The sequence below is a fragment of the Duganella lactea genome (genome assembly GCF_009857505.1).
GTDB lineage: Bacteria > Pseudomonadota > Gammaproteobacteria > Burkholderiales > Burkholderiaceae_D > Rugamonas > Rugamonas lactea.
In genome coordinates this window covers 65,001-78,619 of sequence record NZ_WWCP01000016.1, presented here as the reverse complement: position 1 = coordinate 78,619, position 13,619 = coordinate 65,001, and the positions used below count along the sequence as shown (strand labels likewise).

The window sequence follows — 13,619 nt, the reverse complement described above, 5'->3', positions numbered from 1 at the left end:
CCTCCTATGCAAGAGCACTCTAGTAGCGTCAAGACTGACGCTAAACCTCACAGGTCGCTGTTTGAACGGCTGACCGCCCTGATCTCCCCCGAGCCCGAGAACCGATCGGAGCTCCTCGAAGTTCTGCACGACGCCCACGGACGCAACCTGATCGACGCCGACGCCCTGTCGATGATCGAAGGCGTGTTCCAGGTGTCCGATCTGTCCGCCCGCGACATCATGATCCCGCGCTCGCAGATGGACGTCATCGACATCTCCAAGCCGATCGAGGAATGGATGCCGCTGGTGCTGCAAACCGCCCACTCGCGCTTCCCCGCCATCGAGGGCGAACGCGACAAGGTGATCGGCATCCTGCTGGCCAAGGACCTGCTGCGCTACTACGCCGAAGAAAGCTTCGACGTGCGCGACATGCTGCGCCCGGCCATCTTCATCCCGGAATCGAAACGCCTGAACGTGCTGCTGCGCGATTTCCGCGCCAATCACAATCACATGGCCATCGTCGTCGATGAATACAGCGGCGTCGCCGGCCTGATCACCATCGAGGACGTGCTGGAACAGATCGTCGGCGATATCGAGGACGAATACGATTTCGACGAGGAAGAGGACAACATCCTCTCCATCCGCGAAGGCCAGCACGGCCCGCGCTGGCGCGTCAAGGCGCTGACCGAGATCGAACAGTTCAACGACGAGCTGGACACCGCGCTGCCGGACGACGACGTCGACACCATCGGCGGCCTGGTCGCCAAGCACCTGGGCCGCATGCCGCACAAGGGCGACACCTTCGACTTCGAGGGCCTGCGCTTTGAGGTGCTGCGCGCCGACGCCCGCCAGATCCACGTGCTGACGGTCGAAAAGCTGCCGCCCGCGCCGGTCCACCACGACGCCGCATAATGCGCTTTCGCCGCGCCAACCCCAACGATCCCCCCAAGCCGCAACGCTCGACCCAAGGCCGGATGATCATCACCGGTCTCGCCGGCGCGCTGTGCGTGTTCGCGTTCGAGCCGTTCGGCTGGTGGCCGATCGAAATCCTCGGCCTGGCCACGCTGTTCTACCAGGTGCTGCGCAGCAGCGGCGTCAAGGCCGCGGCGCTGATCGGCTGGGCCTTCGTTACCGGCTGGACGGTCGCCGGCGTGCACTGGCTGTACGTCTCGATGCACGACTACGGCGCCATGCCGGCGCCACTGGCGGCCATCGCGGTGCTGCTGCTGGGCGCCGCCATGGGCCTGTACGGCGCCGCCGCGATGGCGGGCGCCGCCTGGCTGCGCCAGCGCTGGGCGCTGCCGCTGCCGGCCGCCAACCTGCTGGTGTTGCCGGCCATGTGGGCGCTGTTCGAATGGGTGCGCGGCTGGCTGTTCACCGGTTTCCCGTGGCTGTCGGCCGGCTACGCCCACAACCACGGCCCGCTGGCCGGCTTCGCGCCGATCATTGGCATGTACGGCCTCGGCTGGCTGGCGGCGGTGATCGCCGGCGCCCTGCTGTTGCTGCTGCACCGCAGCCGCCTGCGCGCGGCCGGACTGATCGTCACCATCTCGGTGGCCGGCGTCGGCCTCGGCTTCATTCAGTGGACTTACCCGGAAGGCAAGCCGATCTCGGTGCGCCTGCTGCAGGGCAACGTGCCGCAGGACGAGAAATTCAACGGCGCCAAAGTGGTCGCCATCATGCGGCAGTACCAGCAAGCCATCATGGCGGCCCCGGCCGACCTGATCGCCACGCCGGAAACCGCGATCGCCGCCCTGCCGCAGGCGCTGCCGCCGGATTACCTGTCCGGCATCGCCCAGTATCTGAACCGGACCAACAGCAACCTGATCCTCGGCATTTTCACCGCCGACAGCGAAACGGTGTATCACAACAGCGTGATCGGCATCCCGGCCAAGCTGGGCGGCAGCTTCTATCGCTACGACAAGCATCACCTGGTGCCGTTCGGCGAGTTCGTGCCCTACGGCTTCCGCTGGTTCGTCAATCTGATGTCGATCCCGCTCGGCGACCAGACCAGCGGCCAGGATGTCCAGCCGGCGTTCCCGATCAAGGACCAGCGCGTGCTGCCGAACATCTGCTATGAAGACTTGTTTGGCGAGGAAATCGCCGCCCAGCTGAATCATCCGGCGCAGGGCCAGAAGCCGGCCACCATGCTGCTCAACACCTCCAACCTGGCCTGGTTTGGCGAGACCATCGCCATCCCGCAGCATTTGCAGATCTCGCAGATGCGCAGCCTGGAGACCGGCCGGCCGATGCTGCGGGCGACCAACACCGGCGCCACCGCCATCATCAACGGCGGCGGCAAAGTGGTACAGCAACTGCCGGTCAACACCGTCGGCACGCTGGCCGCCACGGTCCAGGGCATGGGCGGCAGCACTCCCTATATCATCTGGGGCAACAAGCTGTTCCTGGCGTTGGCCGCGCTGTCCCTGCTGGGGGCCTGGTTTTGGGCAAAGCGCGCGAAAAATCAGCCAAAAGCCGCTTAACCCGCTAAAATCATCGCTTTAGCGAAACTGCAACCGCGCGCCCGCCGGCCCTCTGCCAGGGCGCGCCACCGACACTACAAGATGCTGACATTTCAACAAATTATCCTGACCTTGCAAACCTACTGGGACAAGCAAGGCTGCGCCCTGCTCCAGCCCTACGACATGGAAGTCGGCGCCGGCACCTTCCACACCGGCACCTTCCTGCGCGCGATCGGCCCCGAGCCTTGGCGCGCCGCCTACGTCCAGCCGTCGCGCCGCCCGAAAGATGGCCGCTATGGCGAGAACCCGAACCGCGGCCAGCACTACTACCAGTATCAGGTGGTGATGAAGCCGGCGCCGGAAAACATCCTCGACCTGTATCTGGGTTCGCTGGAAGCGCTGGGCCTGGACCTGAAGCAGAACGACGTCCGCTTCGTCGAAGACGACTGGGAATCGCCAACGCTGGGCGCCTGGGGCCTGGGTTGGGAAGTCTGGCTGAACGGCATGGAGGTGACGCAGTTCACCTACTTCCAGCAAGTCGGCGGCCTCGATTGCAAACCGGTGCTGGGCGAGATCACCTACGGCGTCGAGCGTCTGGCCATGTACCTGCAGGGCGTGGAAAACATGTATGACCTGGTGTGGACCACCTGGGAAGAAAATGGGGCGGCCGGCGAACCGGAAACGAAGACGCTGAAGTACGGCGACGTGTTCCACCAGAACGAAGTGGAACAATCGGCCTACAACTTCGAGCACTCGAACACCGAGCTGCTGTTCGCGCAGTTTAACAACCACGAATCGGAAGCCAAGCGCCTGATCGAAGCGCAACTGACGCTGCCGGCCTATGAGCAGATCATGAAGGCCTCGCACAGCTTCAACCTGCTGGACGCGCGCGGCGCCATCTCCGTGACCGAACGCGCCGCCTACATCGGCCGTGTGCGCGCGCTGTCCCGCCTGGTCGCCCAAGCCTATTACGATTCGCGTGAGCGCCTCGGTTTCCCGATGGCCCCGAAGACCGCCGCCGCTGAATAAAACGATATAAACGATATGACTCAAACTCTGCTCATCGAACTGCTGACCGAAGAACTGCCGCCGAAGGCGCTCGCCAAACTGGGCAAGGCTTTCGCGGACGGCATCGTCAACGGCCTGAAATCGCGCGACTTTCTGGAAGCCGACAGCGTCGCCACCGCCTACGCCACGCCGCGCCGCCTGGCCGTCTCCATCACCAAAGTGCGCGCCGTGTCGCCGGACAAATCGATCCGCGAAAAAGTGCTGCCGGTGTCCGTGGCGCTGGACGCCAACGGTAACGGCACCCCGCCGCTGGCCAAGAAACTGGCCGCGCTGGGCTTCCCTTACCTGACCGTGGCCGATCTGGAACGCGCGCAGGACGGCAAGGCCGAAAGCTTCTTCTACACCTACACCGCCGCCGGCAGCGCGCTGCAAGGCGGCCTGCAAGCGGCACTGGAAGACGCGGTCGCCAAGCTGCCGATTCCGAAGGTGATGAGCTACCAGCGTCCGGACGGCGCCACCGTGCAGTTTGTGCGTCCCGCGCACGCGCTGGTCGCGCTGCATGGCGACGCCGTGCTGCCACTGACCCTGCTCGGCCTGACCGGCTCCAACGTCACCGAAGGCCACCGCTTCCTGACCGCGCCGGGCCAACGCGCCGTCACCATCGCCAACGCCGACGCCTACGCCACCACGCTGAAACAGCAAGGCAAGGTCCTGGCCTCGGTTGAAGAGCGCAAGGAACAGATCCGCGCCGAACTGCTGGCCAAGGCCGGCGCCGACAAGGTGCTGATGCCCGAATCGCTGCTGGACGAAGTGTCGGCGCTGGTCGAATGGCCGGTGGTCTACGAATGCAAATTCGAGGACGAATTCCTGGCCGTGCCGCAGGAATGCCTGATCCTGACCATGCAAACCAACCAGAAATACTTCGCGCTGACCGACACCAACGGCAAGCTGCGTTCGCGCTTCCTGATCGTCTCCAACATCGCCACCGACACGCCGGCCGCCATCATCGGCGGCAACGAGCGCGTGGTGCGTCCGCGCCTGTCCGACGCCAAGTTCTTCTTCGAGCAAGACAAGAAGAAAACGCTGGAATCGCGCCTGCCGCTGCTGAAGAACGTGGTCTACCACAACAAGCTGGGCACCCAGGCCGAACGCAGCGAACGCGTGACCGCATTGGCCGGCGCCATCGCCGCCAAGCTGAACGCCGACGTGGCCCTGACCGAACGCGCAGCGCGCCTGTCGAAAGCCGACCTGCTGACCGACATGGTGGGCGAATTCCCTGAGCTGCAAGGCATCATGGGCACCTACTACGCCCGCAACGACGGCGAACCAGAAGACGTGGCGCTGGCCGCATCGGAACACTACCAGCCGCGCTTCGCCGGCGACGCCCTGCCATCGACCGTGACCGGCACCGCCGTCGCGCTGGCCGACAAGCTGGAAACCCTGGTCGGGATCTGGGCCATCGGCCTGCAGCCGACCGGCGACAAAGACCCGTTCGCGCTGCGCCGCCACGCGCTGGGCGTGCTGCGCATGCTGATCGAAAAGCGCCTGCCGTTGTCGATCAGCGCCCTGCTGGCGGACGCCGCGAAGCAGTTCACCACCATCGCCGGCTTCAAGGACCCGAGCGCCGACGTCGCCAGCTTCATGTTCGACCGCCTGCGCGGCATCCTGCGTGAGCGCGGCTTCTCGGTCAACGAAATCGAAGCCGTGGTCGCCCAGAATCCGGACCGCCTGGACGACATCGTGCAGCGCCTGGAAGCGGTGCAAGCCTTCGCCGCGCTGCCGGAGTCTAGCTCGCTGGCCGCCGCCAACAAGCGCATCACCAACATCCTGAAGAAGAACGAAGAAGCGCTGGCCGCCGTCGGCGAGCATGGCGTCAACGTCGCGCTGCTGAAGGACCTGGCGGAAGTGAACCTGAACGCCGCCGTGGTACGCGTGCTGCCGGAAATCGACCACGCCTTCAACCAGGGCGACTTCGCCGGCACGCTGAAAACGCTGGCGCAGCTGAAGAACGAAGTCGACGCCTTCTTCAACGACGTCATGGTCATGGCGGAAGATGTCGCCCTGCGTAACAACCGTCTGGCGCTGCTGTCCTCCCTGCACGGGATGATGAACCGCGTGGCCGACATCTCCAAGCTGGCGGCGTAAATGGGTGCGCCGTCCATGAAACTGATCATTCTCGATCGCGACGGCGTTATCAACCACGATTCGCCCGACTTCATCAAATCGCCAGCCGAGTGGATTCCGATCCCCGGCTCGATGGAGGCGATCGCCAAGTTGAATCAGGCGGGCTACCGGGTGGTGGTGGCGTCGAACCAGTCGGGCATCGCCCGCGAGTTCTTCGACATGACCATCCTCAACGCCATCCACCAGAAGATGCACAACCTGGCGCAGCAAGTGGGCGCGGACATCGACGCGGTGTTCTTCTGCCCACACGCCGCAGCCGACAACTGCGACTGCCGCAAGCCCAAGCCCGGCATGTTCACCGAAATCTCGCAGCGCTATAAAATCAGCCTGAAAGGCGTGCCGGTGGTCGGCGATTCGCTGCGCGACCTGCAGGCCGGCTATGTCACCGGCTGCGTACCCTATCTGGTGCTCACCGGCAAAGGCGAGAAGACCCAGGCCACCGGCGGCCTGCCGCCCGGCACGATGGTGTTCCCCGACCTGGCGGCGATGGTCACGCACCTGCTGAAAACCAGCACGCCGCCGACGCTGCACGTCGTCAGTTAAACAGTATTTGGAGTCTGCTCTTGGGTCATCCCGTCTTGTTTTTGCGTTCCCTGATCTTCACCATCGTCATGGTGATATCGACCGTTATCTGGTCGCTGGTGTGCTTTGTGGCGGCACCGCTGCCTTACCGCCAGCGCTTCTACATCACCTCGCGCTGGAATGTGTTCATCATCTGGTGCCTGAGGGTGATCTGCGGGATTCGCTACGAAATCCGCGGCCAGGAAAACCTGCCGGACGCGCAGGTGATTCTGTTGTCGAAGCACCAGTCGGCGTGGGAAACCATCTTCCTGCTGCCGAACATGCCGCGTCCACTGGTGTTCGTGTTTAAAAAAGAGATCCTGTATATTCCCTTCTTCGGCTGGGCGATGGCGCTGCTGCGCATGATCCCGATCGACCGCAAGCAGGGCAAGCACGCCTTCAAGCACGTGGTCAATCACGGCAAGCGCCGGCTGGCGCAGGGCCTGTGGATCATCATGTTCCCGGAAGGGACGCGGATTCCGGTCGGCCAGGCGGGCAAGTACAAGAGCGGCGGCACACGGCTGGCCATCGACACCGGCGCGCTGGTGGTGCCGATTGCCCACAATTCGGGTGAATGCTGGCCAAAAAACTCTTTCATCAAGCGCCCCGGTCTTGTTACAGTATCGATAGGCAAGCCAATTTCGCCCGAAGGCCAGACGCCGGACGGCATGATGCAACAGGTGGAAACTTGGATCGAATCAGAAATGCGCGTCATTTCGCCCCACGCCTACAGCGCTGGTTAGACGATCTGGCGACCGCGGTCAAACCCGCGTCGCCCGATCCGAATCAACCGGACCTGTTTAGTCGGGAGGGGCCCAAGCCGGTGTACACAGCACCGGTTTGGTCCGTTCCACCTTCACAAAAACCGCCTCCCGCCTCGCCTTACGTCTCGCCGCCGGAAACGGCAGTCCCGGTCAAAACCCGGCCGCTGGTCGCCCCACCTTCCGATCAACCGCCACGCCGCCAGCTGCTGGTGGGTGAATTCATCCTCGAATACGAATTGCGGCGCTCGACGCGGCGCTCGATCGGCTTCATGATCGACGACGACGGCTTGCGCGTGACCGCGCCCAAGCGCGTCAGCATCGCCGAAATCGACGAAGCGATCCGCACCAAGCAGCACTGGATACTGAGCAAGCTGAAAGAACGGCGCGAACGGCGCGCGGCGCGGCTGCAAAAGCCGCCGGTGGAGTGGATCGACGGCGCGCAGCTGCCGTATCTGGGCGCCGACATCACGTTGCGCTTGCTGATGGGTGGGCGCAACCGCAGCATCTACAATCCGCACACGCGCGAGCTGTGGATAACATTGATGCCGGGCGCCGGCGAGAACCTGCTGAAGGAGCGCGTGAAGACGTGGTATCAACAGCAGGCCAAGGAGCTGTTCGGGCAGCGTCTCGACCTGTACGCGGGACGGCTGGGCGTGCAGTACCACTCGTTCGGCTTATCGTCGGCCGGCACGCGCTGGGGTTCCTGCACGGCCGACCGCAAGATCCGGCTGAACTGGAAACTGATCCACTTCTCGCTGCCGCTGATCGACTACGTGGTGGCGCATGAACTGTCGCACATCCTCGAAATGAACCACAGCCAGCAATTCTGGGACACCGTCGGCCTGATCTACCCCGAATACGAAGACGCCAAAAACCTGCTCCGCAAACGCTCGCAGGAACTGCTGGTACTGTTCCCCTAAAGTAGTCAACTCTACGGAGATATTTGGTGCCCCTAAACAAGAGCGTCGAACTCGTTACCAGAGTAATCAACGAAAAGCATGCGACCTTAAAAGTATCAGCGCAAGAACTATTAAAAGCCATCGCAGGAGAGGATGCGGCTCTAAAGATAAGGGCTGCTGAGAATACCTTATCAGACGCTACTTCACTGAAGGGAATGCTTTCACAGAACGATGTGCCTTCATGGCTTCACAGTTCAATTACGCAGACTTCAAATTTCGTTACTGGGGCATGGAGTTCAAAAGATCTTTTGCTGAACTTCATCAGCACCCAGCAAGCTCTTGATAAGCATGTATGGCAGTTTGATCAAAGTGAAGAAGATGCCATCAATTTCGATGCGATTTTTGAACACTATAAAAGTCAAAGCCGGCTTCCCGAATTATTTGATGAGATCATTCGGATTCTTGAGCAGATCAAAGACAGCGGTCATGTCGATAGCGTCAACTTGTTAAGCAGCCTCAGCAAAGTAATCGCCACAATTAAGAGATGCAAGGATGGTTCCTATTTTTCGCTCAACAGCGCATGGGACTTTTTGGTCAACTTCCTGCAAAACTATATGTGGGGTGAACTCTCAAAGCTTACGATAGTTGGCCCAATGCTTGAGGCGCTGAGGAAAACGATCGAGGAAACCAACATCGAAATGTTCAACCTGCATACTGCGCTTAAAACAGAAACGGAGCGTGTTATCGGTTTCGAAGTCAAATCTTTGTCGAATAAGGCGTCCGTCTCATTCCTCACTTATGATTGCGAAGGTCGAGTGCCGACTTTCGATGATGTGCCCCGCTTAACGAGCACTCAGGCTTAATTGAGATAGGGCTGAGCTGATGATTCAGTGGCGCTACTTCAAAGGTAAACGCATCCGCTCTACGGAAAATCTCGGCGGGTGTGGATCAGTCGGAGAAACTCCACAACCCGCAATTTCGGTCGAGTCCGGTACACGAGGATGATCTGCCTTGTAATGTCGAACTCCAGCGTGCCACTGACCCGGCCTTGGTGACCCAAGTGCGGAAAGTCTGCAATCAAAGTCGTTACCCTCTCAATTTCCCTATCTGTCGCGATTGCGCCATCAATGCTGCGCGGCTCGATGTAGTCGAATAAATTCTGCCTGTCACGCTCTGCACGGCGCGTCCAGCGGGCATCCATCGTTCATGCCTTGGCCAATTTTTTTAATGATGCTGCCCGTCGCTTTGCAAATTTTTCTTGGACTACGGAGTGGGAAGTAGTTGGACGGCGATCATTCAAAGCTTCTTGCACTTGCTGCCGAAACCACGCGCCGTACTCGGCGGCCTGCTTTGCCTCATTCAATCGTTCTTTCGTTTCGGGATCGAGCGCGTCTTGGTCAAGTTCACTGGTATCACTTAGAAAACTCGTAATACCTAATCCACGAAGATAATCCCCCAGCGCAGATAAGGTCGGGAAGATTTTCAGGTCATCTTCAGAAGCAAGCGCCAACAATGCTGGCCCTTGTTTGACCTTCAAATACCAACCGGCACGCTGTCCGACTGCGCTGCAGGATTCAATCTTACCTGCGGCAACTAGCCCCGTCAGCGCAATGTGGCTTATCGGTTGAGGTGCGGAGTTCATGGTGCCTCCAAGTGCTATCAGCGTGGGAGGCCAAGTATATCAAAGACTAGGAAAATGCTAGGTCGATCCACATCAACACAGCGCTATCTTACTACCCGGCACCAGCGAAAACCTGCTGAAGAACCGCGTCCGGACCTGGTACCACTATCTTTAGGCAACTCATTCTGTGTCGTAACGCGTGCGAGCCGATGATTTTCTCGTGTCAGAATGGCTACTCCTTTCTACCTTGCAAGGTTGCTATGAATCCTGGTGATGAAGATCAACCCGGCACGCCCGGGACTGGCGAAGATGTTTGTCCTGTCTGCCAAGGCACGGGACACCTGGTTGACGAGGACGATGGCGACGGCCAGGCCTGCCCTAACTGCGGAGGGACCGGCGTGGTTGTCGAGGGGATAGGAGGCGGCTAAGCGACCGCAAGCGATTTGCGGCGTTAAACTAGGTCTTTCAGCAGCGCCAGCGTGCGGCGGGTGGCGCCTCGGTGCTGGTTGGCGAAGGACTGGGCGTTGAGGCCCATGGTTTCACGGGCGCTGGTGTCGTTCAGCAGGCGGGCGGCGGTGGACATTAGGTCGGCCGCGTTCACAATGCGCTGGGCGCCGCCGGCGGCCAATGCGTCTTCCGTTACTAGCTCGAAGTTGAAAGTGTGTTGGCCGATGAGGACCGGCTTCCCTAGCGCTGCCGGTTCGATCAGGTTTTGGCCACCCAGCGGCATCAGGCTGCCGCCGACGAAGGCGATGTCGCAGGCGGCGTAGTAGGCGAACATTTCCCCCATAGAGTCGCCCAGCAGTATGTCGGATTCCAATACGCTGTCGTTCAGTGCTAGCTTGCTGCGGCGCTGTACATTCAAGCCATGCGCGGCGATCATGTTTTCCACTTCGTCGAAGCGCTGCGGGTGACGCGGCACGATCAGCAGCAGCACCTCTGGCGGCAGCGCGGAGCGGGCGCTCACATACGCTTGCAGGATCAGTTCTTCCTCGCCCTCGCGGGTGGAGGCGCACAGCAGCACCGGGCGGGCGCCGATGGCGGCGCGCAGCGCGGCGCCGGTCAGCAGCGCGGCTTCCGGCACCACCACGTCGAACTTGATGCTGCCGGTGACTTCGACGCGCCGCACGCCCAACGAGCGGATACGCCGCGCGTCGGCCTCGGTCTGCGCGGCCACCAGCGAGATGCCGCGCGCGGCGTCGGTCATCAGCGATCCAAAGCGGCCGGCCTTGCGCAGCGAGCGTTCCGACAGGCGGGCGTTGGCCAGCACCACCGGCACGCCCTTGGCGCCGCACACCGCGATCAGGTTCGGCCAGACTTCGGTCTCCATCAGAATGCAGACGCTCGGCTTGAAATGGCGGATGAAGCGCGACACCATGCTGCCGGTGTCATACGGCAGATACGATTGCACCAGCCGCTCGCCATGCCTGGCGAATAGCGCATTGCCAGTGGCGCGCCCGGTCGGCGTCATGTGCGTGAGGATGATGCGGCTGGCCGGATACTCGGCCAGCAACGCATCCACCAGCGGCTCGGCGGCGCGCGTTTCGCCGACCGAAACGGCATGCACCCACAGCACCGGACCGGCGGCCGGCGTGGCGGCGCGGCCATAGAAGCCGAGCCGCTCGGACCAATGCTGGCGATAGCCCGGCTCCCGGCGGCCACGCAGCCACAGTCGCGTGAGCACCAGCGGCAAGGCCATCCACCACATCAGGGAATAAAACAAACGCATAAATCAGCCCAGCAGACTCCGGGCCGCAGCCAGCACGTCCGCCACCGATGGCGGCGTGCCCTGATCGCCCAGATTGATAATGCGCGGCGACCAGTTACCCTCGGTCTTCCAGCGCGGCGAATCGGCATAAATCTCCACCGTCGGCCGCACAAAAGCGGCGGCGATGTGCACCAGTCCCGTATCGACGCCGATCACCAGCGACGCGCGGCGCGCCACCATGATCGCATCGGCCATCGACAGCTTGGGCAGCACGCGCGCGTTCGGCAGGCCGGCGGCAATCAGCTCCGCCTCCGCCTTCTCCTTCGGCGAGCCCCAGGGCAGCAGGACAGGCATCGGCGCCAGTTCGCGTCCCAGCGCGATCCAGTTTTCAATCGACCACTTCTTGGCGTCGCGCGCGGTGCCGTGGAAGTAGACCGCATACGACGCCGGCATCCACGCCGGACGCGGCGTATCGTCCGGCACTTCCGGCAGACCGAAATCGGCCGGCGTGTCGACCGCATAGCCCAGCGCCGCGCCGGCGACGATGCGCCCGCGCGCCACCGCGTGCGTGCGCGGATCGGTCGGAATACTCAGGTTATGGAAGATGCGCGAGATGCCTTCATAGCCCGAGCCCTCGCTGCCATTGGCCAGGCCGACCTTGCGGCCGCCCTTGACCACGCGCGCGGCGCCCATGATGATGCCGGTCTTCAGCAAGCCCTGCGTATCGAACACAAAGTCGTACTCCTGCTGGCGCAGCGCGCGGAAGAACTGCTTGATCTCGGCGCGCGTCTCCGCCTTGCCGAGACTCTTGCGCCAGCGCCGCAACGCGAACGGCATCACATTGCGCACGCGCGCGTTCATCCGCACCAGGCTGACAAAGCCCTCCTCCACCACCCAGTCGATATTGGCGTCCGGATAATGGCGGGCGATGTCGGCCACCATCGGCATGTTGTGCAGCACGTCGCCCATGGACGACACGCGCACCAGCAGAATATTCAGCGGCTTTTGCTTCACAGCAGGCGCTTAGAAAGGCAGCTCCGCGTCCGGCTTGGCGGCCAGGATCACGCTCTTGAACTGGCCCTGGATGCGTGCCAACGCGGCCGGCGTTTCCGCCTCGAAGCGCATCACGATCACCGGCGTGGTGTTGGACGAACGCGCCAGGCCGAAACCGTCTTCATATTCCACGCGCAGGCCGTCGATGGTGATGATCTGCTTGTTGCCCGGGAACTTGGCGTCGGCGCGCAGCTTGTCCATCACGATGAAGTTCTCGCCTTCCTTGAGATGCAGGTGCAGCTCGGGGGTGCTGTCCGACTGCGGCAACGCGTTCAGCAGCGCCGACGGGTCTTTTTCCCTGGTCAGGATTTCCAGCATGCGCGCGCCGGCGTACAGGCCGTCGTCGAAGCCGTACCAGCGATCCTTGAAGAAGATGTGGCCGCTCATCTCGCCGCCCAGCGGCGAACCGGTTTCCTTCAGCTTGGCCTTGACCAGCGAGTGGCCGGTCTTGTACATCAGCGGCTTGCCGCCGGCGTTCTCGATGTACGGCGCCAGGTGGCGGGTGCACTTGACGTCGTACAGGATTTCCGCGCCGGGGTTGCGCGACAGCACGTCGCCGGCAAACAGCATCATCTGGCGGTCCGGGTAGATGATCTGGCCATCCTTGGTGACCAGGCCCAGGCGGTCGCCATCGCCGTCGAAGGCCAGGCCGATCTCGGCGTCGGTCTGTTGCAGCGCGCGGATCAGGTCCTGCAGGTTTTCCGGGTGCGCCGGGTCCGGATGGTGGTTCGGGAAGTTGCCGTCCACTTCGCAGAACAGCTCGATCACTTCACAGCCCATGCCGCGATACAGGTCACCGGCGAACGCGCCGGCCACGCCGTTGCCGCAGTCCACCGCGATCTTGATCGGGCGTGCAATCTTCACGTCGCCGATGATGCGTTGCAGGTACTGCGCGCGGATATCGTGGGTGCTGTAGGCGCCCGGCGTGGCCGACGGCTGTCCGTCGTGCGCCAGGATGCTGTCGTACAGGCCGGTGATCGCCTCGCCGTGGATGGCCTCGCCCGCCAGCACCATCTTGAAGCCGTTGTAGTCCGGCGGATTGTGGCTGCCGGTGACCATGATGCCCGAGGCGGCGCCCAGCACGTTGGTGCCGAAGTAGACCATTGGCGTGGCCACCACGCCCAGGTCGATCACATCGACGCCGGCCGATTGCAGGCCTTCGGCCAGCGCCTTGGCCAGGAAGGGACCGGACAGGCGGCCATCGCGACCGATGACCACTTTTTTCTCGCCCTTGGCCAGCGCGGCGCGGCCGAAGGCGGCGCCGATCTGGTGCGCCACGCCGGCGTCCAGGGTTTTATCGATGATGCCGCGAATATCGTAGGCTTTGAAGATGGTTTTGGATAAGGTGACCATAAGGAATGTGCTTGAATGCGCAAGACG

13 protein-coding genes are annotated in these 13,619 nt (G+C 62.4%); 8 read left to right on the top strand and 5 right to left on the bottom strand.

All coding sequences use genetic code 11. From position 1 onward, the window contains the following. The first annotated feature begins 6 nt into the window (after positions 1 to 6). The 8 genes from GTP44_RS14625 (at position 7) to GTP44_RS14590 (ending at position 8,720) form a co-directional block, all read left to right on the top strand. Positions 7 to 891, top strand: a complete 885-nt coding sequence (locus tag GTP44_RS14625) for a CorC family transporter (protein WP_160992143.1) — start codon at positions 7 to 9, stop codon at positions 889 to 891. After that, on the top strand, positions 891 to 2,462 hold the full coding sequence (gene lnt / locus GTP44_RS14620; RefSeq protein ID WP_161019997.1) for an apolipoprotein N-acyltransferase: 1,572 nt from the start codon (positions 891 to 893) through the stop codon (positions 2,460 to 2,462). Before GTP44_RS14625 ends, lnt begins: the two co-directional genes overlap by 1 nt. Before the next feature lie 81 nt (positions 2,463 to 2,543). Beyond that, the gene (gene glyQ, locus GTP44_RS14615; protein ID WP_161019996.1) at positions 2,544 to 3,470 is read left to right on the top strand and encodes a glycine--tRNA ligase subunit alpha; all 927 of its coding nucleotides are present in this window, start codon (positions 2,544 to 2,546) and stop codon (positions 3,468 to 3,470) included. A 15-nt stretch (positions 3,471 to 3,485) separates the two neighbouring features. Next, positions 3,486 to 5,594 (top strand): glycine--tRNA ligase subunit beta, encoded by a 2,109-nt coding sequence (gene glyS / locus GTP44_RS14610; RefSeq protein ID WP_161019995.1) that lies wholly within the window; start codon positions 3,486 to 3,488, stop codon positions 5,592 to 5,594. A 15-nt stretch (positions 5,595 to 5,609) separates the two neighbouring features. Beyond that, positions 5,610 to 6,176, top strand: coding sequence for a D-glycero-beta-D-manno-heptose 1,7-bisphosphate 7-phosphatase (gmhB, locus tag GTP44_RS14605; RefSeq protein WP_161019994.1), 567 nt, complete (start codon positions 5,610 to 5,612; stop codon positions 6,174 to 6,176). Positions 6,177 to 6,244: 68 nt separating this feature from the next. After that, positions 6,245 to 6,937, top strand: a complete 693-nt coding sequence (locus tag GTP44_RS14600) for a lysophospholipid acyltransferase family protein (protein ID WP_371867226.1) — start codon at positions 6,245 to 6,247, stop codon at positions 6,935 to 6,937. 53 nt (positions 6,938 to 6,990) lie between these two features. Then, complete coding sequence (locus tag GTP44_RS14595; protein ID WP_229256921.1) at positions 6,991 to 7,878, top strand: M48 family metallopeptidase; 888 nt, start codon at positions 6,991 to 6,993, stop codon at positions 7,876 to 7,878. 26 nt (positions 7,879 to 7,904) lie between these two features. Beyond that, positions 7,905 to 8,720 carry a hypothetical protein gene (locus GTP44_RS14590; RefSeq protein WP_161019992.1) on the top strand — a complete coding sequence of 272 codons (816 nt, stop codon included), beginning with the start codon at positions 7,905 to 7,907 and terminating at the stop codon, positions 8,718 to 8,720. Positions 8,721 to 8,779: 59 nt separating this feature from the next. Here the strand turns inward: GTP44_RS14590 and GTP44_RS14585 are convergent, their stop codons facing one another. From GTP44_RS14585 to GTP44_RS14565, 5 genes are all read right to left on the bottom strand, one after another. Next, the gene (locus GTP44_RS14585; protein ID WP_161019991.1) at positions 8,780 to 9,058 is read right to left on the bottom strand and encodes a type II toxin-antitoxin system RelE/ParE family toxin; all 279 of its coding nucleotides are present in this window, start codon (positions 9,056 to 9,058) and stop codon (positions 8,780 to 8,782) included. A 3-nt stretch (positions 9,059 to 9,061) separates the two neighbouring features. Further along, complete coding sequence (locus GTP44_RS14580; RefSeq protein WP_161019990.1) at positions 9,062 to 9,499, bottom strand: hypothetical protein; 438 nt, start codon at positions 9,497 to 9,499, stop codon at positions 9,062 to 9,064. A gap of 430 nt (positions 9,500 to 9,929) precedes the next feature. Next, positions 9,930 to 11,207 carry a lipid IV(A) 3-deoxy-D-manno-octulosonic acid transferase gene (gene waaA, locus GTP44_RS14575; protein WP_161019989.1) on the bottom strand — a complete coding sequence of 426 codons (1,278 nt, stop codon included), beginning with the start codon at positions 11,205 to 11,207 and terminating at the stop codon, positions 9,930 to 9,932. Positions 11,208 to 11,210: 3 nt separating this feature from the next. Continuing rightward, positions 11,211 to 12,200, bottom strand: a complete 990-nt coding sequence (gene waaC / locus GTP44_RS14570; RefSeq protein WP_371867223.1) for a lipopolysaccharide heptosyltransferase I — start codon at positions 12,198 to 12,200, stop codon at positions 11,211 to 11,213. Positions 12,201 to 12,209: 9 nt separating this feature from the next. Next, positions 12,210 to 13,592: a phosphomannomutase/phosphoglucomutase gene (locus GTP44_RS14565; protein WP_161019988.1), complete on the bottom strand. Its 1,383-nt coding sequence runs from the start codon at positions 13,590 to 13,592 to the stop codon at positions 12,210 to 12,212. Positions 13,593 to 13,619: the final 27 nt, after the last annotated feature.